This window comes from Sphingobacteriales bacterium (genome assembly GCA_012517435.1).
Taxonomy (GTDB): Bacteria; Bacteroidota; Bacteroidia; order CAILMK01; family JAAYUY01; genus JAAYUY01.
The window spans coordinates 15,020-41,750 of record JAAYUY010000022.1; the positions used below are offsets into that span (position 1 = coordinate 15,020).

29 protein-coding genes are annotated in these 26,731 nt (G+C 40.7%); 22 read left to right on the top strand and 7 right to left on the bottom strand.

Annotation, left to right across the window (positions count from 1 at the left end):
- The first annotated feature begins 127 nt into the window (after window positions 1-127).
- Window positions 128-958 (top strand): HAD hydrolase family protein, encoded by an 831-nt coding sequence (locus GX437_01185; GenBank protein NLJ06260.1) that lies wholly within the window; start codon window positions 128-130, stop codon window positions 956-958.
- Between the two features lies 1 nt (window position 959).
- The gene (locus GX437_01190) at window positions 960-1,856 is read left to right on the top strand and encodes a class I SAM-dependent methyltransferase (protein NLJ06261.1); all 897 of its coding nucleotides are present in this window, start codon (window positions 960-962) and stop codon (window positions 1,854-1,856) included.
- A 3-nt stretch (window positions 1,857-1,859) separates the two neighbouring features.
- Here the strand turns inward: GX437_01190 and GX437_01195 are convergent, their stop codons facing one another.
- From GX437_01195 to pheS, 3 genes are read right to left on the bottom strand one after another with little or no spacing between them, the layout of a single operon-like run.
- Window positions 1,860-2,078 carry a hypothetical protein gene (locus GX437_01195; GenBank protein ID NLJ06262.1) on the bottom strand — a complete coding sequence of 73 codons (219 nt, stop codon included), beginning with the start codon at window positions 2,076-2,078 and terminating at the stop codon, window positions 1,860-1,862.
- A 4-nt stretch (window positions 2,079-2,082) separates the two neighbouring features.
- The gene (locus GX437_01200) at window positions 2,083-3,492 is read right to left on the bottom strand and encodes an rRNA methyltransferase (protein NLJ06263.1); all 1,410 of its coding nucleotides are present in this window, start codon (window positions 3,490-3,492) and stop codon (window positions 2,083-2,085) included.
- Between the two features lie 5 nt (window positions 3,493-3,497).
- Entirely contained in the window at window positions 3,498-4,493 is a 996-nt protein-coding gene (gene pheS, locus GX437_01205) for a phenylalanine--tRNA ligase subunit alpha (GenBank protein NLJ06264.1), read from the bottom strand.
- 200 nt (window positions 4,494-4,693) lie between these two features.
- Between pheS and GX437_01210 the strand changes: the two genes are divergently transcribed.
- From GX437_01210 to GX437_01225, 4 genes are all read left to right on the top strand, one after another.
- A complete protein-coding gene (locus tag GX437_01210; protein NLJ06265.1) occupies window positions 4,694-5,557 on the top strand; it encodes an RNA polymerase sigma factor RpoD/SigA in 864 nt (287 codons plus the stop codon).
- Window positions 5,558-5,640: 83 nt separating this feature from the next.
- Window positions 5,641-6,093: a 6-carboxytetrahydropterin synthase gene (locus GX437_01215; GenBank protein ID NLJ06266.1), complete on the top strand. Its 453-nt coding sequence runs from the start codon at window positions 5,641-5,643 to the stop codon at window positions 6,091-6,093.
- Between the two features lie 15 nt (window positions 6,094-6,108).
- Window positions 6,109-6,279 (top strand): rubredoxin, encoded by a 171-nt coding sequence (locus tag GX437_01220; GenBank protein NLJ06267.1) that lies wholly within the window; start codon window positions 6,109-6,111, stop codon window positions 6,277-6,279.
- 62 nt (window positions 6,280-6,341) lie between these two features.
- The gene (locus GX437_01225; protein NLJ06268.1) at window positions 6,342-7,328 is read left to right on the top strand and encodes a dihydroorotate dehydrogenase-like protein; all 987 of its coding nucleotides are present in this window, start codon (window positions 6,342-6,344) and stop codon (window positions 7,326-7,328) included.
- Between the two features lie 76 nt (window positions 7,329-7,404).
- Here the strand turns inward: GX437_01225 and GX437_01230 are convergent, their stop codons facing one another.
- Window positions 7,405-8,241 carry an Omp28-related outer membrane protein gene (locus tag GX437_01230; protein NLJ06269.1) on the bottom strand — a complete coding sequence of 279 codons (837 nt, stop codon included), beginning with the start codon at window positions 8,239-8,241 and terminating at the stop codon, window positions 7,405-7,407.
- 122 nt (window positions 8,242-8,363) lie between these two features.
- Between GX437_01230 and GX437_01235 the strand changes: the two genes are divergently transcribed.
- Window positions 8,364-10,466, top strand: a complete 2,103-nt coding sequence (locus GX437_01235) for a T9SS type A sorting domain-containing protein (protein ID NLJ06270.1) — start codon at window positions 8,364-8,366, stop codon at window positions 10,464-10,466.
- A gap of 116 nt (window positions 10,467-10,582) precedes the next feature.
- The gene (locus GX437_01240) at window positions 10,583-11,206 is read left to right on the top strand and encodes an orotate phosphoribosyltransferase (GenBank protein ID NLJ06271.1); all 624 of its coding nucleotides are present in this window, start codon (window positions 10,583-10,585) and stop codon (window positions 11,204-11,206) included.
- A 41-nt stretch (window positions 11,207-11,247) separates the two neighbouring features.
- Here the strand turns inward: GX437_01240 and GX437_01245 are convergent, their stop codons facing one another.
- The 3 genes from GX437_01245 to GX437_01255 form a co-directional block, all read right to left on the bottom strand.
- A complete protein-coding gene (locus GX437_01245; protein ID NLJ06272.1) occupies window positions 11,248-12,207 on the bottom strand; it encodes an alpha/beta hydrolase in 960 nt (319 codons plus the stop codon).
- A 178-nt stretch (window positions 12,208-12,385) separates the two neighbouring features.
- Window positions 12,386-13,951, bottom strand: a complete 1,566-nt coding sequence (locus GX437_01250; protein NLJ06273.1) for a 4Fe-4S binding protein — start codon at window positions 13,949-13,951, stop codon at window positions 12,386-12,388.
- Entirely contained in the window at window positions 13,951-14,871 is a 921-nt protein-coding gene (locus tag GX437_01255; GenBank protein NLJ06274.1) for a DUF362 domain-containing protein, read from the bottom strand. Before GX437_01255 ends, GX437_01250 begins: the two co-directional genes overlap by 1 nt.
- Before the next feature lie 74 nt (window positions 14,872-14,945).
- On the opposite strand from GX437_01255, the gene GX437_01260 reads away from it, so the two are divergent.
- From GX437_01260 to GX437_01325, 14 genes are all read left to right on the top strand, one after another.
- Window positions 14,946-15,464 carry a hypothetical protein gene (locus tag GX437_01260; protein ID NLJ06275.1) on the top strand — a complete coding sequence of 173 codons (519 nt, stop codon included), beginning with the start codon at window positions 14,946-14,948 and terminating at the stop codon, window positions 15,462-15,464.
- Window positions 15,454-15,828, top strand: a complete 375-nt coding sequence (locus tag GX437_01265; protein ID NLJ06276.1) for a hypothetical protein — start codon at window positions 15,454-15,456, stop codon at window positions 15,826-15,828. The genes GX437_01260 and GX437_01265 overlap by 11 nt, the downstream gene beginning before the upstream one ends.
- Window positions 15,829-16,106: 278 nt before the next feature.
- Complete coding sequence (gene ndhC, locus GX437_01270) at window positions 16,107-16,457, top strand: NAD(P)H-quinone oxidoreductase subunit 3 (GenBank protein NLJ06277.1); 351 nt, start codon at window positions 16,107-16,109, stop codon at window positions 16,455-16,457.
- Window positions 16,448-17,008: an NADH-quinone oxidoreductase subunit B gene (locus tag GX437_01275; GenBank protein ID NLJ06278.1), complete on the top strand. Its 561-nt coding sequence runs from the start codon at window positions 16,448-16,450 to the stop codon at window positions 17,006-17,008. Before ndhC ends, GX437_01275 begins: the two co-directional genes overlap by 10 nt.
- A gap of 10 nt (window positions 17,009-17,018) precedes the next feature.
- Entirely contained in the window at window positions 17,019-17,474 is a 456-nt protein-coding gene (locus tag GX437_01280) for an NADH-quinone oxidoreductase subunit C (GenBank protein ID NLJ06279.1), read from the top strand.
- 60 nt (window positions 17,475-17,534) lie between these two features.
- Window positions 17,535-18,602 carry an NADH-quinone oxidoreductase subunit D gene (locus GX437_01285; GenBank protein NLJ06280.1) on the top strand — a complete coding sequence of 356 codons (1,068 nt, stop codon included), beginning with the start codon at window positions 17,535-17,537 and terminating at the stop codon, window positions 18,600-18,602.
- 9 nt (window positions 18,603-18,611) lie between these two features.
- A complete protein-coding gene (gene nuoH, locus GX437_01290) occupies window positions 18,612-19,703 on the top strand; it encodes an NADH-quinone oxidoreductase subunit NuoH (protein ID NLJ06281.1) in 1,092 nt (363 codons plus the stop codon).
- A gap of 12 nt (window positions 19,704-19,715) precedes the next feature.
- Complete coding sequence (locus GX437_01295; GenBank protein ID NLJ06282.1) at window positions 19,716-20,213, top strand: 4Fe-4S binding protein; 498 nt, start codon at window positions 19,716-19,718, stop codon at window positions 20,211-20,213.
- Between the two features lie 7 nt (window positions 20,214-20,220).
- A complete protein-coding gene (locus GX437_01300) occupies window positions 20,221-20,733 on the top strand; it encodes an NADH-quinone oxidoreductase subunit J (GenBank protein ID NLJ06283.1) in 513 nt (170 codons plus the stop codon).
- 5 nt (window positions 20,734-20,738) lie between these two features.
- A complete protein-coding gene (gene nuoK / locus GX437_01305; protein NLJ06284.1) occupies window positions 20,739-21,056 on the top strand; it encodes an NADH-quinone oxidoreductase subunit NuoK in 318 nt (105 codons plus the stop codon).
- A 21-nt stretch (window positions 21,057-21,077) separates the two neighbouring features.
- Window positions 21,078-23,000: an NADH-quinone oxidoreductase subunit L gene (gene nuoL / locus GX437_01310; protein ID NLJ06285.1), complete on the top strand. Its 1,923-nt coding sequence runs from the start codon at window positions 21,078-21,080 to the stop codon at window positions 22,998-23,000.
- Between the two features lie 16 nt (window positions 23,001-23,016).
- The gene (locus tag GX437_01315; GenBank protein NLJ06286.1) at window positions 23,017-24,519 is read left to right on the top strand and encodes an NADH-quinone oxidoreductase subunit M; all 1,503 of its coding nucleotides are present in this window, start codon (window positions 23,017-23,019) and stop codon (window positions 24,517-24,519) included.
- A gap of 11 nt (window positions 24,520-24,530) precedes the next feature.
- Window positions 24,531-25,961 carry an NADH-quinone oxidoreductase subunit N gene (locus GX437_01320; GenBank protein NLJ06287.1) on the top strand — a complete coding sequence of 477 codons (1,431 nt, stop codon included), beginning with the start codon at window positions 24,531-24,533 and terminating at the stop codon, window positions 25,959-25,961.
- A 10-nt stretch (window positions 25,962-25,971) separates the two neighbouring features.
- Window positions 25,972-26,292, top strand: coding sequence for a hypothetical protein (locus GX437_01325; protein ID NLJ06288.1), 321 nt, complete (start codon window positions 25,972-25,974; stop codon window positions 26,290-26,292).
- The last annotated feature ends 439 nt before the right edge of the window (window positions 26,293-26,731 follow it).

The following is a 26,731-nucleotide window of genomic DNA, read 5'->3' on the forward strand; positions in this document are numbered from 1 at the left end:
TTGCTGGCAAAGATAATGAATTTTTTCTCAAAATAAACAAATTGTTTTTAATTTTTGAATTTTTTTTAAGATTGATTGTCACTGCATTATCTTACTTTAATTTTGCATGGGTAAAATTTTCCTGAAAATGAAGCTGAAGCAGATGGCAGTTACCGACCTGGATGGCACCTTACTGAACGGGGATCATGCCTTAAGTGATAGAAACCTTAAAACACTGCAAAATTTGGTCAAACATGAAATTGTGAGGGTTATTGCCACAGGCAGGAGTCTTTTTTCATATTTTCGTGCAGGATTTGAATCCATCCCTGTCGATTACCTTATCTTCAGCTCGGGAGCCGGAATTTACCATCTCAGAGAGAAAAAAATTATTCTTTCCCTGAACCTGTCTCCACAGGAAGCTTCCTATGCCTTTCAGACGCTACTTGGCGAAAAACTCGATTTCTCAGTTCAACAGCAAATACCTGAAAATCATCGTTATGTCTATGTTTTCAATTCAGCTTCAAATCCTGATTTTGAAAGAAGAAACAAATTGTATGAAGGATTTTGCAATGAAATAATACCAGGTGAGTTTAAAAAAGATGTGTACTGCCAGCTGATTGCTATTTGTCCGCCCGGAACTGGCGTTGATAAGTATCAGAAAATTAAAGAGTTATTGCCAGGATTTTCGGTTATCCGCTCAACTTCTCCTATTGATCACCAATCGGTCTGGATTGAGGTTTTTAACAAAAATGTTTCAAAACTGAATGGCATCCGGTTTCTTTCCGATCATTTAAACATTGGATTAGACAGTGTTTTCTGTTGCGGAAACGATTATAATGACCTTGAAATGCTGGAAGCCTGCCCGAATGCTTATGTGGTTGACAATGCTCCACAGGAATTCAAACAAAAATTCCACACGGTTTCATCCCACCATGAAGATGGTTTTTCACAAGCTGTAGAACATTGGTTATCATCTTAATATGAAAAAAATTATTTATCCGTTTTACAATCTTTTTCACAGAGTAATATTTTTTTTGTTTTTATCTGTTTCAAAGACTTTTCACAGGAGAAAAAACATCCGCACCGGACATATTTCATCAGAGCATCTGAAAAATCCCGTGCTGGATGATAAATTATCTGAAGAATTAAAGCAGCTTGGAGTAGAAGTAAATGAATTGAAAATCAGCAAGGAAGAGTATCTTAAATATCTTTCGAAGGCTTCTTACCCGGAAAATTATTACGGAGGAGGAAAAAATCCTGAAATGAATTTTACTGAAAAAACATTGGAACACTTTGTTTCCACTTTATTTATCGATTTTTATCCCGAGATGACTTTCATTGATTATGCAGCGGCCACCTCTCCATTTTCATCCATCATCAAAAATATATTTGGTATAAGTCATTCTTTCTGTCAGGATATTATTTTTGAGAAGGGTATTCATGGCAATAAGATCGGAGGTTATCCGTCTGATTTTCAATTGCCTGATAACAGTGTGGATGCCGTTACCCTCCATTGTTCGCTCGAACATTTTGAAGGTGAAAGTGATATTGATTTTTTCAGGTCAATGGAAAAAATGCTCAAACCAGGCGGAAGAATCATTGTTCTCCCGTTTTATCTGGCTTATGAATATACCATTCATCTGGATCCTGCCTATAATCTGCTTAAATTTCACAGCCCGGAAACGGATCATCAGGCAAGGATACGTTATTGCAACTGGAAACAATTCTTTTCAAGGCATTATTCCCCTCAGATACTTTACGATAGGATTCTTTCAAACTGCCCGGGGTTAAAACTAACTGTTTACAGGGTATTGAATTTCAGGGAAATAGATGAACGTTGCTATCTGCGTTTCGTTGGTGTTTTTACCAAAAGATAAATCCTACTGTGTTTCCTCATAATTGACATACTCATCATCACTCCCGTTTTTTCTGAAATTCTGACTTTTGGGGACATGATGAATTTTGGTTTCCCCTTCACGATATGGCTTGTTTTTTTTTCTGAAGTTTTGATTTGCCAGATAAAGCAAAATCAAAAACCGGATAAGCCTGACCACAATGCCGAGTAAAATCAAAAGTAAGATAAAACGAAGAAACCCCATTTTATTAAAAAATTTTTTTTAGTTCATGATAAATGTTTTCCGGTAAATTTTTACGTATTACCCATTCTTTTGGATAAAAATTATTCAGGTTGTTTTTAAATGTTTTCAGCCAGCCCAAAGCTATTCCCTGATAACTGGCCAACATCCATTGGGAATGCAGCTCTGTGAAGTTTTGTGGTTTGATTTCCATTTTCTTTAAATAGGCAAGTGCCTGAACCTGTGTTAATTCCATTTTACAGATGTTTTCTGCATGCAACTTACTCATGGCTAATTCATGTGTCGGAATTAAATTTTGTTTTTTATACGGAACTGAAGCAGCTGTAATGCCTGATTTTAAAACATTTAAGTGCTTGTGAGCCAAAGCGATCTGAGAAAGATAACGACCCGGAAAAACCATGATCTTATCTTCAAGCCTGAATGCTTCAAGATTGCCTTTTAGTTTTACAAAATCCTGCAGCAATTTGTTTTCATCCTGATTGATTTTTTTCAGGGATTCCTGATTTTTTTTACTGAAAAATGGTTTATTTGCATTTCTGATAGTGAAAACAGCAATGAACATTCCTTCTCCTTTTAGTTTATGCGGATAACATCTGTAAACACTGCCATTTTCAGTTTTTACCTCTGTTACTCCCCAGGCTTTTTCAAAGTCAATACTTTGTAATTGTGCCCGATCTTTATATTTTTTTAAAAACCAACTGACCACCTGTTCATTTTCTTCGAGTGAAAAAGTGCAGGTCATGTAAACCAGAAGACCGTTATCTCTGACCAGGCCGATAGCCTGATCGAGAATATCCTTCTGCGTAACTAAACATTGAAATGGTTTATTTTCCCGCCATTCCCTGATGGTTTCGGGTTCTTTTCTGAACATACCTTCACCGGAGCAGGGTGCATCCACCACTACCACATCAAAAGCAGCTGTAAAAGTTTTATACTCCTCAGGGGAATTTGAAGTGACCACAACATTGGGATATCCCCATTTAACGATATTCTCATAGAGTACTCCTGATCTTTTTCTGACGATCTCATTGCTGAAAAGCAGGCTGTTTTCGGTCATTTCGGAAAGCATTAAGGTGCTTTTTCCACCCGGAGAAGCACATAAGTCAAGAATCATCAGGTCTTTTGAAAAGTCGATAGCTTTGGCAAACAGCATGGAAGAAGCTTCCTGAACATAATAAGCGCCTGCATGAATAAGCGGATCAAATACAAAATCAGGACGTTCGGTCAGATAACGGCCATATTGGTTCCATGGAACAGGAGCAAATCCGTCAAATGATGTAACTCTTTTAAGTGGATTGAGACGAACAGAAATGGTCGGAGGCTGACCGTAAGAATCTTTAAATGCCTGAAATTCATCGCCAAGCTGACGTTTCATCCGGTTAAGAAAAGATCCGGGGAGTTCGGGAATATACTTCATGATCGTTATTGTGAGCTGAACTGCCCGAGAAATCTGACATCATTTTCGAACAATATACGGATATCGGGTATGCCATATTTCAGCATGGTCAGGCGTTCAATGCCGATACCAAAGGCATAACCGGTGTAGATGGAACTGTCGATTCCGCAGTTGTCGAGAACGGCCGGGTCAACCATACCGCAGCCAAGAATTTCCATCCATCTGGTCTTTCCATGAACCGGGCTGATGTCCATCTCGGCTGAAGGCTCTGTAAACGGGAAGAAGGAAGGCCTGAAACGAATTTTAAAATCACTTCCAAAGAACTGTTCGACAAAGTAGTACAATACCTGTTTAAGTTCAGCAAAAGAGACATTTTTGTCAACATAAAGCCCTTCTATCTGATGAAACTGAACGTGAGACTTGTAGGAGATAGTTTCATTCCGGTAAACACGGCCAATGGAAATGGTTTTGATAGGGGGCTGATGAGCCTGCATCTCCTGAACCTGAACTGAAGAAGTATGGGTGCGTAGCAGATAATCAGGATTTTTCTGAAGGTAAAAGGTGTCCTGCATATCGCGGGCAGGATGGTCGGGTGGAAAATTCAGGGCAGTAAAGTTGTGCCAGTCGTCAACTATTTCGGGACCAACTGATTGAGTAAACCCAATTTTGGAAAAAATATCTATTATTTGGTTTTTGACAATTGAAACGGGGTGCCGGCTGCCTGCCTTCAGCGGGTAGGCTTCCATGCTTAGGTCGAGGCCGGTAAAGAGTGCCTGAAACTTTTGATGTTCAAACTCCTTTTTATACAATTCAATCTTCTCGTTAACTTTATTTTTAAGGATATTTATCCATTTTCCGGTTTCCTTTTTTGAAGCGTTGTCGAGTTGTTTAAAATCCTCAAACAATTGATTTAAAATGCCTTTTTTGCTTAAAAATTTAATTCTGAAGTCCTCAAGTTCCTGAGCTGAGGCAGGCTGGTAACTGTCAACTTCTTCGATCAGGCCAGAAATTTTTGAAATCATATAAGAAATTTTTTTTGTCTGTTTAAAAACACAATTCTATTTTTGCACTCCTTTTTTTATGGCAAATGAAATCAGATTTCAGCAAAAATCCCCCCAATTTTTTACCAAAATACTTTAAAAATGCACACAAATGGAAGAATTTTTGCTTGTAATCTCCGGCACAAAGATTTAAAAAATTTCTTAAAGAGCAACACCAAGTTATGAGGCAGTTAAAAATCAGTAAACAGTTTACAAACAGGGAAAACAAATCGCTCGACAAATATCTGAACGAAATTTCCAAGGTGGAAATGATTACACCTGCTGAAGAAGTAGAGCTGGCCATCAGAATTAAAAAAGGAGATCAGAAAGCACTTGAAAAACTTGTCAATGCAAACCTGCGTTTTGTGGTATCAGTAGCCAAGCAGTATCAGAATCAGGGTCTGACACTCGGAGACCTGATTAATGAAGGGAATATGGGCCTGATAAAGGCTGCCCAGCGGTTTGATGAAACAAGAGGCTTCAAGTTTATTTCTTATGCTGTGTGGTGGATTCGCCAGTCTATTCTGCAGGCACTGGCCGATCAGTCGCGTCTGGTCAGGCTTCCGCTCAACAAAGTGGGCAGTCTGAGTAAAATATCTGCCACTTCCATCGCTCTCGAACAAAAATTTGAAAGGAAAGTTACCGATTACGAAATAGCTGACACATTGGAAATCAGTCCGCAGGAAGTTGCAGCCACCCTGACTTCTTCCACCAAGCATGTGTCGATTGATGCCCCGATCAATGAAGAAGAAGATGCTTCGCTGCTGACCATTCTTCCGAATGATTATGAACCGGACCCTGACAGTGGTTTGATCCATGAAAGTCTTCAGACTGAAATCAACAGGGTCATTGCAATTTTGTCGGATAAAGAAAGGGAAATCATCAGGCTGTATTATGGCCTTGACGGAATTCCTGCTCACAGCTATGAAGACATCAGTGATAAAATTAACCTCACACGTGAAAGAGTCAGGCAGATTAAGGAAAAAGCCCTAAAAAAACTCAGGAAGTCAACAAAATCAAAAATACTCAAAGCCTATCTGGGCTGAAAAAGTTTGAAAAAAACGAAGCGGTAGCCAGATGGTTGCCGCTTTTTTTTATCTTGTTTTGTATCTTTCATGAAAAATAAATTATGCCTAAAATAAGAATAACAAAGGAATTTGGATTTGAAAGTTCACATGCATTAAAGAATTATGACGGGCTTTGCAGGAATATTCACGGCCATTCCTATAAGCTGTTTGTAACAGTTTCTGGCGACATAAGGGAGGAAAGAGGGCATCCCAAAGACGGAATGGTCATGGATTTTGGCGACCTTAAAAATATTGTTTTTCAGGAAATTGTGATTCCTTATGACCATAGCCTGATTCTCAACGAGGAAGTATCAGCCGAGGCCAAGGAGTCGTACCGAAAAATAACGGAAAGGCTTATTTTTACACCCTTTCAGCCAACATGTGAAAATCTGGTCAGGCATTTTGCTTCCCTGATTAAAAAGCATTTGCCGGAGCATATAAGGCTGGTGAGTGTAAAGCTGTTTGAAACGCCAAGTTCCAGTGCAGAGTGGTGTGAAGAAGACAATTGTTGTTAATTAAATTATAAATAAATGAAAATCAGATATAAATGTCAGGTATGCGGTTATGTTTACGATCCAGATGAAGGCGATCCACAGGCCGGAATTGAAAAAGGTACCGACTTTGACGATTTACCGGAAGACTGGCAATGTCCCTTATGTCAGGCTGGTAAAGATGCCTTTACAGAGTATGAATATTTCTGAAACATAAATTTTAATAGTCCAAAAATTTAATACTACTTTTGACAGCGTAAAATTTTAAAAAAATGATTGATTTAACTACAAAATACATGGGTTTTACCTTAAAAAACCCGGTTATTATCGGAAGTTCCGGTTTGACCAATTCAGTTGCAGCCGTAAAAGAACATGCCTCTAACGGTGCTGCTGCCGTTGTCCTGAAGTCGTTGTTTGAAGAGCAAATAAGAATGGAAGCCCAGAAAAACATTGATATGGCTGGGAGTGACAATCTCTATACTGAAGCTCAGGATTATATCAGCAATTACATCAGGGCACACAACCTGAATGAGTACCTGAAACTTATTGAAGACTGCCGTAAAAGTGTTGATATTCCGGTATTTGCCAGTATAAACTGTGTTACCTCAGATGAATGGCCTGCTTTTGCCCAGAAAATTGAAAGTGCTGGAGCCAGCGGACTTGAGCTGAATGTTTTTATATTGCCTTCTGATTTTTCAAGGGATGCAGAAGAAAATGAAAATACCTATTTTAAAATAGTTGATCAGGTGAAAAAATATGTTAAAATTCCTGTTTCACTTAAAATCAGCTATCACTTCACCAACCTTGCCCAGATGATTCAAAAACTATCATTTACGGGAATTTCGGGTATTGTGTTGTTTAACCGCTTTTTCAGTCCTGATTTTGATTTGATAAACAGGCAGATTGTGCCTTCGCATATTTTTAGTAATCCTGCCGATTTGTCTGTTTCGCTTCGTTGGGTAGGAATCATGTATGACCGTGTTCGCTGCGATATTTGTGCTTCAACCGGCATTCACGATGCTTCAGGTGTGATTAAACAAATTATGGCAGGAGCCAATGCCGTTCAGATGGTATCTTCCATCTATAAAAACGGAAGTAAATATATTAAGGTGGTGTTGGAAGAAATGGAAAAATGGATGGAAAACAATGGATTTCATTCATTGTCTGAAATGCGGGGACAGATGAGCCAGGCCAGAATAAAAGATCCTGCAGGGTTTGAAAGGGTGCAGTTTATGAAATATTTTGCCGGTATTGACTAATTCCTTCACATTATACAGATAAAAAAAGCAGGACGAATTGTTTAATCCTGCTTTTTTAATTGCTGACAAATTTTTTTTATTTTGGCGTAGAAGCGTTTACTTTTGCCGAATTACCCGTGTAAATTTCATTATTTTCCACATTTCTGACGAAAGCTACCAGATTGCATTTCGACATGTTATAATTGCGGGTCGAGTTGTCGAATGTATATTGTTTGCTGAACATATAGCCGGTAACTTTACTTCCGGTTATGGTATCGCCCAGAATAGGAGTCAGGCCTTCGCGGAAGGTTCTCTTGTGCACATATCCTGTTCCTGCTCCTGCCTGCTCAGTAACAATATCATCCTGGGTGAGGACAAGATATAATGTATTGACACTGGTGACATCAGCAGTATAATAAACCTGAACCGTTGCGGTAAGAATTTTTGTATCTGTATTGTAGGTAGATGCAAAGCCAACATTGCATGGAGAAGATTCATTCATGATTTGCTCAGCATATTGCATCCATTTATCACGCCCTGTCCATCGTATTCCACCAAAAAGCCTGCGGTTGATGAATGCTCCCGGCATGGCCTGTTTCCCTGAAAAGGTTAAAGCCCAAAGCGGGTCGGGCCAGGTTCTTCTGAGGTCTTCATCCCCCGGATAGGGTGTATTATACCCTCCGCTTTGTGGGTGATAAGCAATCACATAAGCCTTTCCGGGGTATTTTTTCAAAATAGAATCAGCTTTTAAATGACCATCCGGACAATACTGACATTTTACCCCGGTGAATTCTTCAATGATGGCTACCTTGTTTTTTGCAGTTTTACTGACATATACCTGATTCGTATTTGGATTTTCAGGATCTTCGCAATTTGCAAAGAAAAGCAGCAAAACCGTGCCAAAGGCTGCCAGAAGTAAAAAGATTTTTCTCATATCGCTTTCTTTTTAACGTTTTACAACAGCGGTAAAGATAAATATTTTTTTATGCTTGTTTGAAAATTTTTTATCTTTGACAAATCTAAAATCTATTTTGTCAACTCTAAAATGAAATATCTATGAAAAAATTCGGTTTAATCTTTACACTTTTTCTGATTTGGTCTCTTGGATTTTCTCAGTATTACCTTATTCCGCATGTTGTTGACAAAGGAAATCCGGGCGGATTAAACACAGATGTTGAATATCCGGAAGGGAGCGGACTTTCAGCCGGATGGACAAAAATTGACCTTGGTGCGGCCTCCACACCACGTTGGACAGCGAATCAGACCATCCCTTTTACTTTCACTTTTAACGGAAACAATTATAACCAATTCAAAGTTTCGACCTCAGGAATCCTGACTTTTGATGTTTCGGCTGCTACTGCTCCTGCCTATACCAAAGCTGCATTGCCTGATGCTTCTATCCCTGATAATTCAGTATGTATCTGGGGATTAGCTGGCTTAGGTACAAATGATTATATTTTTACCAAAGTTTTTGGTACCACCCCTAACCGCCAGCTATGGATACATTTTAATTCTTATTCCTACTCGGCAAAAACATCTGATGGTTCTAATTATACTTACTGGGCAATCGTTCTGGAAGAAACTACCAATAAAATTTATATCATCGACCAGCGCACCGGAGGATATACCGCAACTGAAAAAGTGGTTTCTGCTGGTATTCAGATAGATGGGACGACTGCTGTTTCTGTTCCAACTTCACCTAATCTGGTTTCTCTTGCAGGTACCGATGCCACAGCTATCGATAATGTATGTTACGAGTTTATTCCTGGCACTCAGCCTCAATATGACTTCACTATGTATTCCATCGATATGCTTCCTTATCAGGCAATGCCACAAAAGCCATTTACTGTTACCGGTACTTTATTTAACTATGGAAGTGCTACCATTACCAGCTTTGACATCAATTACAGCATCAATAACGGAACACCCGTTACCGCCACCATCAATAGTGTTAATATTAAATTCGGGGATCAGTATTTTTTCAGTCATCCTACCAAATGGAATCCGAGCACATCAGGTGTATATTCCGTTAAGGTTTGGGCTTCGAACCTGAATGGGAATGCCGATGAAAACACTTCAAACGACAGCAAGACAAAATCCATTGAAGTGGTTGATAATATGGCACAACGTATTCCATTGCTGGAAGTGTTTACCAGCTCTACCTGTCCTCCCTGTAATCCGGGAAATGCCAATATTAAAACCGTGATGAACAACTACAACAGGAATCAATATACCATGGTTAAATACCAGCAATATTATCCCGGTAATGGAGACCCATATTTTACCATGGAAGGATATAACCGTCATAATTACTACAATATCAATTCAGTACCACGCCTTGAAATTGACGGACAATGGGATAAAAATCCCAATGCACCTACTTACAATGCTTCTGTTTTTGATGGCTATGCAGGAGTTCCCTCATTTGTTCAGTTAAATGCCTATTACTGGCTGCTTGGGAAAGATGTAAAAATTCATGTAGATGTTACACCCTTAAAAGATTTCACTGGAGACAACAGGGTATTTATTGCCGTAATAGAAAAAACCACCTACCAGAATGTGAAATCAAACGGAGAAACCGAGTTTTATAATGTGATGAAAAAAATGCTTCCAACCCAGAGCGGTGGTTCAATGGGCTCACTTACCAAAGGGCAGATGAAATCGTATGATTTTTCATGGTCATTCCCTGGAAGCTACAGACTCCCTCCCGATGCAAGACCCAACTCTGGTCTGGCTCCTGCTGTGGGGTCAAATTATGATGGAATTGACGTTAACACCGAACATAGTGTCGAAGAATTTACCGACCTCGATGTGGTAGTTTGGGTTCAGAATTATTCAACAAAAGAAGTGTTACAATCCACCTATGCTTCCGACCATACGTTCATTCCTGAAAGCGGAAATGAAGGGGTTATTTCACTTTATCCGAATCCGGCAAGCCATGAAACACAACTCAGCTTTGCTGTCAGCGGACAGCAGGAAGTGAAACTGAATGTGGTGAATACCTTAGGACAGACTGTAATGGAAGAGAATTTCGGAACAATGACTGAAGGAAGTTATTTCCACAATCTCGATGTCAGTTCTCTGGCCAATGGTGCCTATATCCTGAAACTGGATATTGGCGGAAAGGTCAGTATTGTTAGGTTTATTGTTAATCAATAGGTTAAGCAATATATTCAAAAAAAGGCAGGATATTTTATCCTGCCTTTTTTATTTCATAAGTTCGCAGCCGGAACGATACATTAAATTTTAAGAGTGAAATGATTTTTGATAAAGAAATAGCAGTGAAGATGGCTGAAAACCTGTTAAAGGTCAGGGCTGTCATTCTTCGGCCTGAAGAACCATTTACATGGGCGTCTGGCTGGAAATCACCAATTTATTGCGACAACAGGGTGCTTCTTTCCTATCCTGAAATACGGAATTTTGTCCGCGACAGTTTTGCAAATCTGGTCAGTAAAAAATTTCCTGAGGCAAAAGCTTTGGTAGGTGTAGCTACCGCAGGTATAGCCCATGCTGCTCTGGCAGCCGACCGGATGAACCTGCCCATGGCTTATGCGAGAAGTCAGGCGAAAGACCATGGGACTAAAAGCATGGTAGAAGGAAGGCTTGAAAAAAATACTCCTGTGGTGGTCATCGAAGATTTGATTTCTACCGGTAAAAGCAGCCTCGAAATTGTCAGGGGACTGAAAGATTATGGCGTAACAATTTTAGGTGTAGCCGGTATTTTCAGCTATGATTTTGTTCAGGCGGTAGATGCTTTCGAAGCGGAGAATACGGTTTTTTACACACTTACGGATTATCATGTTCTGCTCGAAACTGCCTTATACATTAATTATATTAATGACAAGCAGCTCGAAGTGTTGAAAAAATGGCGTGTCGCTCCCGATATCTGGGGAAAATAGCTGTGCATGCTTTGATTGTTTAAAGCCCTGTCAGGAGCAGCTTAATATTTGTTTTTGACGATAAGTCTTATGGCTTCAGCAAACTGATACGGAAATTCAACATTCGGGCAATGAGCGGCTTCTTCAAAAATAATGAGGTGATCGCCAGGAATTTCCCATTGCTGCTGAATTTTATGACAAGCTTCCATCGGCAGAAGGTGATCGTGTCTGCCCCAGATTAAAAATAAATCCGGCAGATCATCTTTGGAAAGCTGAGCAAATTGTTCTGATTCAGCCTCAAGTCCTGATAATATCCTGATTCTTTCTTCACGCATCGGGATTATTTTATCTCTGATAATCTGTCTGAATACAATAGAAGGCAACCATGGAGGACGGTGATAAATCAGCCCGAAACTCTTTTTTAATGAAGATACTTCTATGGGACAAAGTAAATCAACAGTGTTTTTAAGTCCGGAAAGCCTTGCAAGTGAATCTGCTTCCTGCATTGAAAAATGCAGTATGGGAGCGTTGACGACTATCAGTTTGCTGACCAAATTCTTGTGCTGAACGGCAAATTTCACCGCTGTCATGCCTCCGTAGGAATTTCCTGTAATGACCAGTTGTGTGTCAATTTGAAGATAATCAATGACTTTTTCAAGTAATTCTGCCTGTTTTTCCAGACTGACTGAAGTGTCGGAGTAATAGCTCTTTCCGTGAAAATACAGATCAGGGATGATGACATCAAAATCTTTGGATAGGAAGATTGCGGTTTTATACCACTGAATAATGCCATCAGCTGAAAAAACGTGCAGCAGGACAATCGGTGGCTTGCCTTCTTTTTTGTAAACAAAATGGATGTTGGCCTGTGTATCAGTCAGGTTGACCTCTTGAAATCCATTTCTTTTAAGTTGGTGTAAAGTGTTTTTCTGAAAGATTTTTACGACATTGCAGGAGGTCAGAACTCCCGTTAAAAATGAAAATAAAGCTATGATTATGAGCGTTATTTGTAATTTTCTCCTCATTATCACACTTTATATTTCTGACAAAGTTAGTCAAATAAATCAGGGCTGTACTTCCGGCTTTTGGAAATTGTTTTTATAAAAAGTTTTTTCCCATACCTGAGTCAGAATAATCTTTTTTCATCAGCAGAAAAAACAGGCGATGAGAGGGGTAACTATTGAATATCAGGAGGGAAAATGATCAGAAGGGGAAATCATTTTCCGGGTTGAAACCCTCGTTTGTTTCTGTTTTTTCAGGCTTTCTGGCAGTGAGGTGAACCGGATTTCCGTCCACATAAATGGCTTTGTAGGGGATTGTCGGGCAGGCAAATTCACACGCTCCGCAACCGACACATAAATCCTGATTAATTTCCGGTATTTTCAGTCCATGTTGCCAGTGTACCATCTGAACGGCTTTGGTCGGACAATGCTCTGAGCAGGCTCCGCAATCTTTGCGGTTGGTGGAGACCACACAACTTTGCCGGATAAAATGCACTTTACCTACCTGAGTTACATGTTTTTTCTCCACTGTCAGCGGACGGATGGCTCCGCTGGGACATACCTCCGAGCAGGCCACACAGTCGAAATTGCAGAAGTTCACTCCGGGATCCAGAAAGGGCTGCAGAATTCCCTCTAAACCATATTGAAATAAAGCGGGCTGAAGTACCTGTGTGGGACATACACTTACACACAAATGACAGGCTGTGCAGTAAGCTGTAAAATGACTGATGCTGACAGAACCGGGAGGGGAACAGGGATAATTCTTTTTTACAGGAATGCTGCCTGCCTTCCGGTTGTTATAGGGGGAATATCCATGTCTTGCTGAAATCGACATGATGGCTCCTCCACCTATGGTCAGCTTCTTCAGGAAATTTCTTTTTTGTGTGTCAACATTTGTAAACTCCTGATTTTTTCCCCTTACTGCTTCCTTGTAGCCAATTGCTGAAAAATTGCATGATTTCAGGCAGTTCATACATCCCACACAACGCGACATATCGACCTCCAGATTATTCACATTAATACATTCCGATTTACAAACCGAAACACATTTACCGCAAACCGTACAGGATGAGGCATTTATCTTAATTCTGAAAACAGAAAGCCTTGAAATCAATCCGAGCAGCGTTCCGACAGGACATACCGTATTACAATACAACCTTCCCCTTAGAAGAGCAAAAAGCGTGATAATCATCAGGAATGCCAGAGGAAAAACAACAGCGACAGGGTTAGGAAAATGATACGCTACCCGTTGAAGCGAATAGAAATGAATTTCTGATAAGATTCCGGATATCAGATTATTAACGCCAATAACTGCCGGTCGCAACAGATTGGTGAAAATTCTGCCGGCATTGCTGTAAGGGTCGAGCAAATCGATTAACAGCATGGACCCTGATAAAAGCGATAAAACAGAAGCTGTCAGAAAAGCATATCGCCAGAAATTTTTTGGCGGAGTGAACCTGTACCTGATTTTTCTGAAAAAACCAGATACGCTGCTGATGAGGTCAATCAATACTCCGAGCAGGCATAAAAATGAGCAATAGATTCTCCCGAAAAGGAAAGTAATAAGGATGATAACGATAAACCCAAATGCAAAAACACTGAAACCGGTAAACAGTCCGGTCAGGGATGGAATAAACTGAAAAAACAGCAGAGACCTTGACAGGGATGGGCTTAACAGTTGCCAGATGTCGGTAAAGATAAAAGCAATGGAAATAAAGGTAAGGATGGCGAAAAACAGGCGGATAGGTCTGAGCAACTGTTGCTTCATTACATTGAAAGTCTTGCAATTTTGAGTTTGGAAAGGTCTTTTTCACCTACTTTTAAAGCGGAGGCTAAGTTCATATATCTGACATCTTCGGGTTTTTTCCCGAAAAGAGCAATGGCAGCAGCGTCAGCAGCCAGCATATCGGTGGAAATAATCTGCGACTGAAACATTTTGACATCCGACTCATTGGTCCCGCGTGGCCCGTTTTTCATCAAAACCCTGTAGGCATCAATGATGTTTAAGGTCGGTTTTTTTGAAAAAGTGGCGTAGTCAGCAATGCATTGATGCAGGTCGTGGAGGTGCCAGTAGCGTCTGTCCCATACCACTCCCATGAGGTTTTTCATCGAAAGGGTCATATCGGCTGAACCATGATGCTTTAAAATGGGAACATTGATAAAAACATCCGATTCCATGATCAGTTCATGAACTTTAGCCTTTTTCAGTTTGATACCGTTTGAAATTTCAACTGCATGATAATAGCTTTCGGTATTTCCGGGAACCACTTTTGCACCTGCTTCTTTTGCAGCCTTTTCAATTCCGCTGTTCTGATAACATTTTGCCCAGTTGTCGCAGGTATTGTCGAAAACATATACCGTTTTTGCCCCTGCCTGATAGCAATGCTCAATGATTCGTTTTACCAGTGCAGGATTGGTGTTGGCAGCCCTTTCAGGAGGTACATCCCAGCCGATATTAGGCTTTACCACCACAGTCTGCCCTTTTTTGACAAACTTTTTCATGCCTCCCATCACATCAATGGCTTTGTCGAACATGGCTTCAGGACTGCCGCCTTTTATGGCAGCAAGGTCATAATCCTGAGGAGGTACAGACTTGTAAAAAAGAGGATAATACTGACCGAAACTCAGTGCTGTCCCCATTGCCAGTCCTCCGGCAAGGCTTGCTTTTATGAAGTCGCGCCTTTTCATTCCTTTATTTTTTATCGGGCAAACCTACAATTTTTTGAGAATAAACTTACTTTTGAACAAAAAAATTAGCTGTGATGTTTTCAGATTTCGCCATTTCCTTTAAAAAACAGTACCTGCCCTCGGTTGTTTTCGATGTTTTTGCCCTTCTGTTTGCCTATTTTATTCCTGCTTTATCTCATCTTTCCGGAATACCACTCTATTTTGCCGAACCCATGCGGCTGGTGATTATTCTTTCCATCATTTTTACCCGTCCTGCCAATGCTTATCTGCTGGCCATCAGCCTGCCTTTGTTTTCTTACAGTGTTGCGGCTCATCCGGTTTTTCTCAAATCTCTCATCATGAGTGTGGAGCTTTTGCTGAATGTCTTTCTGCTTTATCTTTTTTCAAAATACATTAAAAGCCTTTTTTCTGCCGCCCTTCTCAGCATCCTGATGAGTAAACTCTTTTATTATCTCCTGAAATACAGCCTGATAACTTTTGCCCTTCTGGAAGGAAACCTCTTTTCAACGCCTGTAGGTTTTCAGTTAGTAACCCTTCTTGTTTTTTCTCTGCTGGTATTTTTATTTTTCAAGTCCGGTAAAAATGAGAAATGATCCGTTTCTGAGAGTTCTGCTTCAGGGTTTTGCCTTTCTTATTCTTGCAGCATTGGTCATGCTTCCGCTGCATTTTTTTACGGAGCTTGAGGTTGAGTGGAAAATCAGTACCATTACGCTTTTTCTTCATGTTGTCCTTTCTCCGCTTTTTTCCTACCGGTATGCAGACAAAAAGGAATATTTTTTCTATTCCTTCATCGCTTCCATTGCTTTGTTTTTCGACCTGAGCATTTTGGCCGCACTGGTGGCATGGCAGCCATGGCCGTTTATTTCCTATCATCTTCGTTTTATGCTGATTAGCCTTTCTTTTTTCTTTGTCAGCTGGGGAGTATTTTATCTGATGAAGAAGGTTGGGGGAAGGTGAATAATATTTTTTATTGAGAGGCATAATGGCTTTTTTCAGCAGCTTTATTGAGTTCAAATACCTGATTTCTCTATACTGATCCGCTAATTTTATCAGATTATCATGGCCAATGCCTTGAATCTGAATTTTAAAAGCTGCATCTTGTAATATTGTTTCACAACTTCTTTCATCCTGTTCAAAAGCAATTAATTATTGATATAAATCAAGTTTTGGTTATTGATAACTTTTTAGCTTTGCCGCTTTCTAATTCAGTTACTCATATTAAATTATTAAAATTTATGAGCTCAGAGTACCTTGTCTTGTTTTTTATACTGGGAGTGGTGTTGGTCGGAGGTGCAATAGTTTTTTCAGAGTTTGTGAGCCCGAAGTCGGCCAATCCTGCCAAATTTGAGCCTTACGAGTGTGGTATTCCCACTGCTGGTCCTGCCTGGATTCAGTTTAATGTAGGTTATTATTTGTTTGCCATCATTTACCTGGTTTTTGATGTGGAAACGGTTTTTATTTTTCCATGGGGTGTGGTCATGAGAGATATCGGGGCAAGGGCTTTTATTGAAATCATCATCTTTTTCTTCATTTTAGGTATCGGGCTGTTGTATGCCTGGAAAAAAGGAGCATTAAAATGGGAATAAAAATAAAATCAATGAAATATGAGGAGTTTCAGGACAACGAAACCCTCGAATTACTCAAAAAAACAGGGAACAATGTCTTTCTGACGACTGTTGACAACCTGATCAACTGGGGAAGATCCAATTCGATATGGCCACTGACCTTTGCCACCAGTTGCTGTGGGATAGAAATGATGGCTGCGGGGGCTCCGCGCCACGATTTTGCACGTTTCGGAGTGGAAGTTTACCGGGCAACTCCCCGTCAGGCCGATGTCATTGTGGTTGCAGGCACCATCGTGCATAAGATGGCTCCTGTATTAAAACGTTTATATGATCAGATGGCCGACCCGAAATATGTCATTGCCATGGGAGCCTGTGCCGTATCGGGCGGACCGTTTTTCTATAATTCATATTCTGTTGTCAGGGGTGTTGACCACCTGATTCCGGTAGATGTGTACATCCCGGGATGTCCTCCACGACCCGAAGCCCTGCTTTATGGCATTATTCAGCTTCAGCGTAAAATCAAGGCTGAATCTCTCATTGAAATACGAAAACCTGAGAAGGATTTTATTTAATAATAAGGCTATGAATGAGGAAAAATTTAATATCCTGAAAGAGAAATTTCCCTCTGTTGAATGGACGGAAGGGAAAAATTATCCTGAAATAACAGTTGAAACAGCCGAATTGACATCACTTTGTGGTTTTTTAAAGGAAGACAGCCGCTTTGCCTTTGATTATCTGTTTAATATGACTGCTGTTGACTGGCTGGAATATTTTACTCTTGTATATCATCTTGAAAATACCGATACAAAAGATTGCATAGTGGTTAAAACCAAACTTGCCGACCGTGAAAATGCTGAAGCCGGTTCAGTTTACGGCATCTGGCCTTCTGCTGAATTTTATGAAAGGGAAGTGTATGATTTATTTGGTGTTAAATTTACCGGGCACCCTGATCTGAGAAGGATATTTCTGGAAGACGACTGGCAGGGCCATCCCTTAAGAAAAGATTACATTGACGAAATCAACATAATAGAGCGCTGAGAAATGACAGAAGAAGTAAAAGAAATAATGTTCAGGGAACATGAGGAATACATGATCAACATGGGGCCTCAGCATCCTTCGACTCACGGAGTGCTCAGGTTTGAAGTATATCTGAAAGGGGAGGTGGTTACCAAGCTGGTTCCCCATTGTGGATATATTCACCGTGGTATTGAAAAAATGTGCGAAAAAGACACCTATCCCCAGATCATTCACCTGACCGACAGGATGGATTATCTTTCGGCACATATTAATAATGAAGCAGTAAGTCTTTGTGTTGAAAATGCACTTCAGGTTGAGGTTCCGGAGCGGGTTAAATACATCCGTACCATTTTGGCCGAGCTCAATCGTATTGCCTCTCATCAGTTGTGGTGGGCGGCTTTCGGTATGGACTTAGGTGCGTTGACCACCTTTTTTTACGGACTGAGAGATCGTGAAAAAATTCTCGACATTTTTGAAGAGTCTTTTGGTTCCCGTTTGCTTCACAGTTTTATTACCCCTGGCGGGCTAATGCATGATGTTCATCCCAATTTTCAGAAAAGGACAAAGGAATTCATCAAATATTTCAGGAAAAAGCTGCCTGAATATGACCAGCTTCTGACAGGCAATGTTATTTTTCAGAATCGTACGAAAGGAATAGGCATTTTATCGAAAGAAGATGCTATAGCCTACGGCATCACGGGGCCTTCGGGAAGAGCCTCAGGTTTCTCCTGTGATATTCGCAAAAAATACCCTTACAGTGCTTATCCTTTTGTGCAGTTTGAAGAAAAACTGAGCCAGGAAGGAGACAGCTTTGCCCGATATCAGGTAAGGATTGAAGAGATGTGGGAATCCATGAAAATTATTGAACAGTTGGTTGACAATATACCTGAAGGGGATTATACAGCCAAAATGAAAGCTGTCCTGCGTCTTCCGGAGGGAGAATATTACCAGCGTGTGGAAACAGCCAGAGGAGAACTGGGTGTTTATATAGTGAGTACCGGAGAAAAATTTCCTTATCGCATCAAATTCAGAACTCCTAATTTCAGTAATTTATTTATTATGAACAAACTGGCAAGCGGAGGTAAAATTGCCGACCTGATTGCCATCAGTGGTTCACTTGACCTTGTAATTCCGGATATTGACAGATAAAAGAAAAATATGCTGACATCAATCATTTATGACTTTTCGCCCCTGACACACCGAATTGACCAATTTCTGTCGGAAACCTTCAGCCCGGGATGGGCAGTAACGATGGAACTGGTCATTGTCGGGCTGGTTTTTTTATTGTTTTATGCAGTGGTAGGGCTTTTTCTGGTGCTTGCCGAAAGACGTGTGTGTGCTTTTATTCAAAACCGCTTAGGTCCTAACCGTGTAGGCCCTGATGGCTTGCTGCAGACCATTGCCGACCTGCTGAAGCTATTGTTTAAAGAGCTTATTCCCATCAAAAGGGCAGACAAATTTCTCTATAACCTTGCTCCTTTCATTGTGATTATTGCTTCTTTTATGGCCATTGCAGCCATTCCTTTTGCCAAAGGCCTTCATGCCATTGATTTTAATATCGGTATTTTTTATGTCATAGCTGTTTCATCGCTGGGGGTTGTCGGTATTTTACTGGCCGGATGGTCGAGCAACAGCAAATATTCATTAATAGGTGCCATGAGGAGCGGTGCTCAGATCATCAGCTATGAGTTGTCGGTAGCTTTATCGCTGCTTGCCATTGTGGTATTATCAGGCTCGATGCAATTGTCGGACGTGATAGCTTCTCAGGAAAGCGGCTGGTGGATCTGGCGGGGACATCTGCCTGCCTTTATTGCCTTTCTTGTTTATCTGATTGCCTCAACAGCCGAAATTAACCGTGGTCCTTTCGATCTGGCCGAGGCTGAATCGGAGCTGACAGCCGGTTTTCATACGGAGTATTCAGGGATTAAGTTTGCTTTCTTTTTCCTTGCCGAATACATGAACATGTTTATCGTTGCTTCTTTTGCTACCACCATGTTTCTGGGTGGATGGCTCCCGTTTCACATTGACGGCTGGTATGCCTTTAACCATATTATGGATTTTATTCCACCTGTTGTGTGGTATCTGGGCAAAACAGCCTTTATTATTTACCTGATTATGTGGTTTAAATGGACTTTTCCAAGGCTGAGGATCGACCAGCTTCTGACGCTGGAATGGAAGTATCTTCTGCCCATTAATCTGGTCAATATTCTCATTGTTGCATTTATTTCATGGAAGAACTGGCATTTTTAAAAAATGGAAATCATTAATTATATCAAAGACATCTTAAAAGCACTGCGGTCGCTTTGGAAAGGTATGATGGTAACCGGATACTATTTTGTCCATCCGAAAGAAATTGTTACCCAGCGTTATCCTGAAAACCGGAAAAAACTTGAAATGTTCGACAGGTTTAAGGGGGAAGTTACCATGCCTCACGATGAAAATAATACACATCTGTGTACGGGTTGCGGTATTTGCGAAACCAATTGTCCGAATGGCAGTATCGAAATTATTACCCGTAAGGAAATAAATCCTGAAACCGGAAAGGCAGAGAGGGTCATCGACAAGCATATCTACCACCTGAGCATGTGCACTTTTTGTGAACTGTGTATCAAAACCTGTCCTTCCAATGCACTGGCATGGGGCCAAAGTTTTGAACATGCTGTATTTGACCGCCACAAGCTGACCAAAGTGTTGAATCAACCGGGCTCAAAACTGAGAAAAGAGCCAAAAGAAAAAAAAGTTACGGAAGAAAAAAACTGATGTTATCATGGGATTAACTACGAATATCTGGATGTTTGGTTTGTTTTCGGCCATCATCATTGTGTTTTCATTTATGACTATTTTCAGCCGAAGGATACTGCGTGCTGCCGTCTCCCTGCTTTTTGTTCTGGTAGCTACGGCAGGCCTCTACTTTATGCTTGACTATCAGTTTATGGCTGGTGTTCAGCTTACCCTTTATGCCGGTGGTATTGTCGTTTTGATTATCTTTTCCATCCTGCTGACCAGCACCATCAACCAGAAATTTCCGAAAGCCCCGACAAAATATCTGATTTTAGGGGGTATTACCGCTGTTTTTGGCGGAGGCATCAGCATTTATACCATCCTCCATCATTCATTTACAGCAACTGCCAATCCTGCCATACCCACCAATATGAAAGCTATTGGAACACAACTTTTATCAACAGGTGTGAACGGATATGCCCTTCCCTTTGAAGTTATCAGTATTTTATTGCTTGCAGCCATGATTGCAGCCATTGTCATTGCCAAAAAAGTAATCTGAAAAATATGAATACCTTAGTTCCTTTGAGTTTCTTCCTGATTGTCAGTACTGCCATGTTTTTTATTGGCATCTGGGGTTTTATCATCAGGCGAAACCTGATTACCATTCTGATGTCGGTTGAGCTGATCTTAAATTCGGTCAATCTGAATTTTGTAGTTTTCAACCGCATTTTGTTCCCCGACCATTTTCAGGGTTTGTTTTTCTCCCTGTTTGTCGTGGCCATTGCCGCAGCTGAAGCTTCTGTGGCCATTGCCATCATCATCAATATTTACAGAAGATTTTCCACCATTGAGGTTGATAGTGTGAATGAAATGAAATATTAATCAATTAAGAAACATTAAACCATGGATATTTACAGTCTGACACCGCTGATACTTGCCATTCCCTTTGCAATGTTTTTGTTTATCGGATTGCTGGGGACAAAGTTCAAGCCTGTTTTTTCAGGAATTTTAGGAACATCCGGATTGGCTGCTGTTTTTATTCTTTCGTTGCTGACAGCATACCGGTATTTCTGGGTGGACGGAATGGCCGACCACACCTATCGTATGTTTGTGGCCGCTGAAACGACCTGGCTTACTTTCACTGAAAAACTGATTATCAAGGGTGGCGTTTTGATTGACCCCATTTCTGTCATGATGCTGATTGTGGTTTCAACCGTTTCACTGATGGTACATATCTACAGCATCGGCTATATGAAAGGTGAAAAGGGTTTTGAACGTTTTTTTGCTTTCCTTTCGCTGTTTACCTTTTCCATGATGGGACTGGTGGTAGCACCCAATATTTTTCAGATGTATATTTTCTGGGAGCTTGTCGGGGTGTCGTCTTTCCTGCTTATCGGATTTTACTATCAAAAACCTTCTGCCGTAGCGGCATCTAAAAAGGCATTTATTGTTACACGTTTTGCCGACCTTGGATTCCTGATTGGCATTCTGATTCTTTCTTACATCAACGGAACATTTGATTTTCTGAGCATTACCAGTCCTGAAGGTATTGCAGTTACTAAAAATTCAGGTCTGACATTTCTCGGATTTTCGGCTGCTACCTGGGCAATGATGCTGATATTCATGGGTGGTGCAGGCAAATCGGCCATGTTTCCTCTCCACATCTGGCTTCCGGACGCGATGGAAGGCCCAACGCCCGTTTCAGCCCTTATTCATGCTGCCACCATGGTCGTAGCTGGTGTTTATCTGGTAGCCCGTCTTTTCCCTCTGTATTATTTTACCAATCCCAATACCCTTCACCTGATAGCCTATATTGGCGGGTTTACCTCTCTTTTTGCTGCTGTCATTGCCTGTACGCAATACGACATCAAGCGTATTCTGGCCTATTCCACCCTTTCACAGATTGGCTATATGATACTTTCACTGGGGGTTTCAGGTTATGGGGGAGAAGAAGGACTTGGCTATATGGCTTCGATGTTCCATCTTTTTACCCATGCCATGTTTAAGGCTCTGCTCTTTCTTGGTGCAGGCTCCATTATTCATGCTGTTCATTCCAACTACATGAATGATATGGGCGGCCTGAGAAAATACCTGCCCATCACCCATCTTACCTTTTTGATTGCCTGTATTACCATTGCAGGTATTCCGGGTTTTTCGGCCTTTTATAGCAAAGATGAAATTCTGGTCGCTGCCTTTCACCACGATAAGATTTTATTCGGCATAGAATTGTTTGTGGCCGGACTGACAGCATTTTATATGTTCCGCTTGTATTTCAACGTTTTCTGGGGTGCCGATCGCCATTATCACCACACTCCGCATGAATCTCCTTATGTCATGACCATTCCTTTAATTTTCCTGGCCATTGCTTCAGTTCTGGCCGGTTATCTTCCTTTCAGCGAATTTATTTCTTCCGACTACAGGCCATTTGAAACCGAAATGCATTACAATATAGCCATTCCCTCGGTTCTGGTCGGGCTCATCGGTATTGCCATCGCCTGGCTGCTCTATCGCAAAGTTAACAATGCACCTGATAAAATCGTGAAATCTCTTGGGCTTCTGCATACTTCTGCTTTTAACAAATTCTACATTGATGAAATTTACCTTTTTATCACCAAGAAGATTTTATTCAATCTGGTATCGCGTCCGGTGGCATGGTTCGACAGGCATATTGTGGATGGAACCATGAACGGAATAGCATGGACAATTGAATATACTTCCGAGAAAATAAAAGGTTTTCAATCGGGGCAACTCCAGCAATATGCCCTTGTTTTTGTGTCGGGAGCCGTATTTTTCCTTCTTGTGTTCCTTTATCTTTTCTTTAACTAAAAAAATGTCTGAATTCATGAATATACTGAATCTGTTTGTCATTATTCCGCTGCTGACCATTTTTGGAATATTGTTTACAAAAGGCCTGAAAGGAGCGAGGGTCGTTTCCGCCATTGGCATGGGTATTCAACTTATTCTGGCCATTGTGCTTGCTGTCTGGGTTCATCACCTGCGCAAAAGCGGAGTTACTGATGAGATTTTGTTTATGACCGACTATGTCTGGTTCCCTTCACTTAACATTCATTATCTGATTGGAGTTGACGGCATTTCTTCCTCCATGATTCTGCTGACAGCCATCGTGGTTTTTGCAGGCATTTTTGCTTCCTGGGAAATGGAAGATTTGCAACGTGAGTTTTTTATTTCCCTTATTTTACTGGCTACTGGCGTTTTCGGATTTTTTATTTCCCTCGATTTATTCACGCTGTTCCTGTTTTATGAACTGGCAGTGATCCCGATGTATCTGCTGATTGGTATCTGGGGAACAGGGCCAAAAGAATATTCCGCCATGAAACTGACTTTGATGCTGATGGCGGGTTCTGCTATTCTGCTAGTGGGTGTTTTCGGATTGTATTTCAACTCTGCAGGGCCTGACGGTCAGCTGACTTTCAGCATTCCGGCACTTGCAAGGCTCGACATTCCCAAAAACATTCAGATGTTCTTTTTCCCCTTTCTTTTTGTCGGATTCGGGGTACTTGGGGCATTGTTCCCGTTCCACACATGGTCTCCAGATGGTCATGCCTCAGCACCAACAGCTGTTTCGATGCTGCATGCAGGGGTGCTGATGAAACTCGGAGGATACGGTTGCTTTAAAATTGCCATGTATCTCTTACCGGAGGCTGCTAACGAAATGGCATGGATATTCATCATTCTTACTACCATCAGTGTGGTCTATGGTGCTTTCGGAGCTATCTGGCAGAAAGACCTTAAATACATCAATGCTTATTCCTCTGTTTCACATTGCGGGCTGGTACTTTTTGCTCTTCTGATGATGAACAGAACGGCTATGAACGGTGCTATTCTTCAGATGATTTCTCACGGACTGATGACAGCTCTTTTCTTTGCTTTAATCGGGATGATATACGGCAGAACACACACCCGTTACATCAACCAGATGAGCGGACTGATGAAGGTCATTCCTTTTATTGCCGTGGTTTATGTGATTGCTGGTCTGGCATCGCTTGGCCTTCCCGGCTTAAGCGGTTTTGTTGCCGAAATGACTATTTTTGTCGGTGCATTTCAGCATCCTGATGTTTTTCACCGTGTGGCTACCATCCTTGCCACTACGGCCATTGTGGTAACAGCAGTTTATATTCTGCGGGTTGTCGGTCAGTTTTTGCTCGGACAGATTAAAGACCCTCACCATGAAGAGCTGACGGATGCCAAATGGTGGGAAAAGCTCAGCCTTGTTTCCCTGCTTCTTCCTATTGCTGGAATCGGCATGTTGCCCCTTTGGCTTTCAAATACCATTTTTGATGGATTGAAACCTATTGTTGAACAGTTTACCATGTTGTTACCATAAAAATTTAGAAAATGAATCTGAACGATTTTCTTTTAATGCGGCATGAATTACTTCTGACGGCTTTAATCATTGCGGCTTTATTCTATGAAATTTTTGCCGGCAATAAAGCCCGAAAAAATGCAGTGATTTTCAATATTGTTCTTTTTGCCCTGATAACACTTGCCGGATTTCTTCCGGTATCGACAGGGGAACTTTTCGGAGGTTCTTTTCATAACAGCCAACTGACGGCTCTGCTCAAGAACATTTTAAACATCGGAACACTTATTATTTTATTCCAGTCGGCTGCATGGCTGAAAAAACCTGAAAATGAGACCAAAATACTTGAATACTTTATCCTGATTTACTCTTCCCTGATAGGTATGCAATTTATGATTTCCTCGGGTGATTTTCTGATCTTCTATATTGGCCTCGAACTGGCTACTATTCCCGTGGCTGCATTGTCAGCATTTGAAAAATTTAAAAAGAAATCGGCTGAAGCAGGGATTAAACTCATCCTCAACAGTGCTTTGTCGTCAGGGATATTGTTATATGGCCTGTCAATGATTTTTGGGTCAACAGGTTCGGTTTATTTTACCGATGTGGCAGCTGCCTTTAATGGAAACGGTGTGCAGATTATCGGACTTATCTTCTTTATTGTCGGTATGGGATTCAAAATGTCACTGGTTCCTTTTCACCTCTGGACTGCCGATGTGTATGAGGGTTCTCCCGTTAGCATCACTTCTTTTCTGTCTGTCATTTCAAAGGGAGCGGCTTCGTTTATCTTTATCATCATTCTTTACACGGTGATGAAAACATCCTCCGCACTCTGGAAAGATTTGCTATACGTGTTGTCTATTCTCACCATGACAATTGGTAACCTCTTCGCTTTACGCCAGAACAACCTGAAACGTTTTCTGGCCTTTTCAAGTATTGCGCAGGCCGGCTTTATTCTGCTCGGTATTCTGGGAGGTAATCAAATGGGCATGACGGCTGTATTTTATTTTGCCTTGATTTACATCTTTACCAATCTGGGTGCTTTTGGTGTAGTAGCTGTCATTTCCAACACAACAGGAAAAGAAGAAATTACCGATTACAATGGACTTTACCGAACCAATCCACTTTTGTCGCTTACCATGATGCTTGCTTTATTTTCTCTGGCTGGTATTCCTCCTGTTGCCGGTTTTTTTGGCAAGTTTTTCCTGTTTACGGCTGCTGCCAGTAACGACTCTGTCAAATATTACATCCTTGTATTAATTGCTGTTTTGAACGCTACTATCTCGCTGTATTATTACTTAAGGGTGGTGAAGGCTATGTTTATTGATAAAAGCGACCATCCTATTGAAAAGTTTAAAAGCGATATTTACAGTAAAATAGGAATTGTTTTGTGTGTGGCAGGTATTTTTATCATAGGTTTTGCCAGCCTGATATATGAATATATTTACCAGTTTAGTATCGGATTGTAAAAAAAACATTATGGCTCAGTTTAAGGGAAAACATCAGGTTGAAGAAATTGAAGGCGTCCTCTGTACGTTGGTTGAAGCTGATATCAGCGAAGACAGGTTTCAGTTTTTGAAAAAACTGCTTGAACATAACGGTTATGATACCCGCTATGTCCGTCAGGAAGACGGGACATACAGGCTGGGAGTAACAGATTTGCTGTTTAATCCGACTATTGATGTGTATAAAAGGCGTCTTCGTTCATTGACCGGGCATAGGGTTACCCCGGCTTACTGGTTTCAGTTGAGCAACAAAGAAACTGAAGAGGAAGTGAATTATTGGAAATTTACTAGATAAAACATTCGTTTTTATTCACATCTCTCCAAAATAAAAAAATTAAAAGAATTTGCAAAAGTTGCCTGTTTTAAGGCAACTTTTGCAAAAAACAAACAAACCAACCCATGGTAAAAATAATGCTTTTAAGTCAAATCATAAGTTTACTTCCATGAGAAGATTTTAAACAACTTGTCAGGGAACATGCGGTTAAGACACCTATGGCTTGATTTTTAAAATTCCATTTTTCCCTTTCTTTTTGCGTTTATACTAACTTTTTTTTAACTTTTCTAAATTATTTTGGACAGCAGTAATTTTTTTAAAATTTTTCTAAGGAGATTTTTTATGGAGAATTTTTAGCGGGGGATTTTTTTTAGAGCGGGGGATTTAAATCCCCCGCTAAATGAATAGTTTGAAAAGATAGCTTTATTATTGAGAAATTTTAATGGGGTGTTTTTAATAG

Bases quoted from the DNA above. Each gene is read 5' to 3' on its own strand.
- GX437_01210 (NLJ06265.1), top strand. From the start codon at position 4,694: ATGAGGCAGTTAAAAATCAGTAAACAGTTTACAAACAGGGAAAACAAA.
- pheS (NLJ06264.1), bottom strand. From the start codon at position 4,493: ATGATTTCAAAAATTTCTGGCCTGATCGAAGAAGTTGACAGTTACCAG.
- GX437_01325 (NLJ06288.1), top strand. From the start codon at position 25,972: ATGGCTCAGTTTAAGGGAAAACATCAGGTTGAAGAAATTGAAGGCGTC.
- GX437_01250 (NLJ06273.1), bottom strand. From the start codon at position 13,951: ATGAAGCAACAGTTGCTCAGACCTATCCGCCTGTTTTTCGCCATCCTT.
- GX437_01285 (NLJ06280.1), top strand. From the start codon at position 17,535: ATGGGGCCTCAGCATCCTTCGACTCACGGAGTGCTCAGGTTTGAAGTA.
- nuoK (NLJ06284.1), top strand. From the start codon at position 20,739: ATGAATACCTTAGTTCCTTTGAGTTTCTTCCTGATTGTCAGTACTGCC.
- GX437_01200 (NLJ06263.1), bottom strand. From the start codon at position 3,492: ATGAAGTATATTCCCGAACTCCCCGGATCTTTTCTTAACCGGATGAAA.
- GX437_01315 (NLJ06286.1), top strand. From the start codon at position 23,017: ATGAATATACTGAATCTGTTTGTCATTATTCCGCTGCTGACCATTTTT.
- ndhC (NLJ06277.1), top strand. From the start codon at position 16,107: ATGAGCTCAGAGTACCTTGTCTTGTTTTTTATACTGGGAGTGGTGTTG.
- nuoL (NLJ06285.1), top strand. From the start codon at position 21,078: ATGGATATTTACAGTCTGACACCGCTGATACTTGCCATTCCCTTTGCA.
- GX437_01265 (NLJ06276.1), top strand. From the start codon at position 15,454: ATGAGAAATGATCCGTTTCTGAGAGTTCTGCTTCAGGGTTTTGCCTTT.
- GX437_01185 (NLJ06260.1), top strand. From the start codon at position 128: ATGAAGCTGAAGCAGATGGCAGTTACCGACCTGGATGGCACCTTACTG.
- GX437_01320 (NLJ06287.1), top strand. From the start codon at position 24,531: ATGAATCTGAACGATTTTCTTTTAATGCGGCATGAATTACTTCTGACG.
- GX437_01230 (NLJ06269.1), bottom strand. From the start codon at position 8,241: ATGAGAAAAATCTTTTTACTTCTGGCAGCCTTTGGCACGGTTTTGCTG.
- GX437_01300 (NLJ06283.1), top strand. From the start codon at position 20,221: ATGGGATTAACTACGAATATCTGGATGTTTGGTTTGTTTTCGGCCATC.
- GX437_01245 (NLJ06272.1), bottom strand. From the start codon at position 12,207: ATGAGGAGAAAATTACAAATAACGCTCATAATCATAGCTTTATTTTCA.
- GX437_01220 (NLJ06267.1), top strand. From the start codon at position 6,109: ATGAAAATCAGATATAAATGTCAGGTATGCGGTTATGTTTACGATCCA.
- GX437_01195 (NLJ06262.1), bottom strand. From the start codon at position 2,078: ATGGGGTTTCTTCGTTTTATCTTACTTTTGATTTTACTCGGCATTGTG.
- nuoH (NLJ06281.1), top strand. From the start codon at position 18,612: ATGCTGACATCAATCATTTATGACTTTTCGCCCCTGACACACCGAATT.
- GX437_01260 (NLJ06275.1), top strand. From the start codon at position 14,946: ATGTTTTCAGATTTCGCCATTTCCTTTAAAAAACAGTACCTGCCCTCG.
- GX437_01215 (NLJ06266.1), top strand. From the start codon at position 5,641: ATGCCTAAAATAAGAATAACAAAGGAATTTGGATTTGAAAGTTCACAT.
- GX437_01235 (NLJ06270.1), top strand. From the start codon at position 8,364: ATGAAAAAATTCGGTTTAATCTTTACACTTTTTCTGATTTGGTCTCTT.
- GX437_01280 (NLJ06279.1), top strand. From the start codon at position 17,019: ATGAATGAGGAAAAATTTAATATCCTGAAAGAGAAATTTCCCTCTGTT.
- GX437_01225 (NLJ06268.1), top strand. From the start codon at position 6,342: ATGATTGATTTAACTACAAAATACATGGGTTTTACCTTAAAAAACCCG.
- GX437_01255 (NLJ06274.1), bottom strand. From the start codon at position 14,871: ATGAAAAGGCGCGACTTCATAAAAGCAAGCCTTGCCGGAGGACTGGCA.
- GX437_01190 (NLJ06261.1), top strand. From the start codon at position 960: ATGAAAAAAATTATTTATCCGTTTTACAATCTTTTTCACAGAGTAATA.
- GX437_01275 (NLJ06278.1), top strand. From the start codon at position 16,448: ATGGGAATAAAAATAAAATCAATGAAATATGAGGAGTTTCAGGACAAC.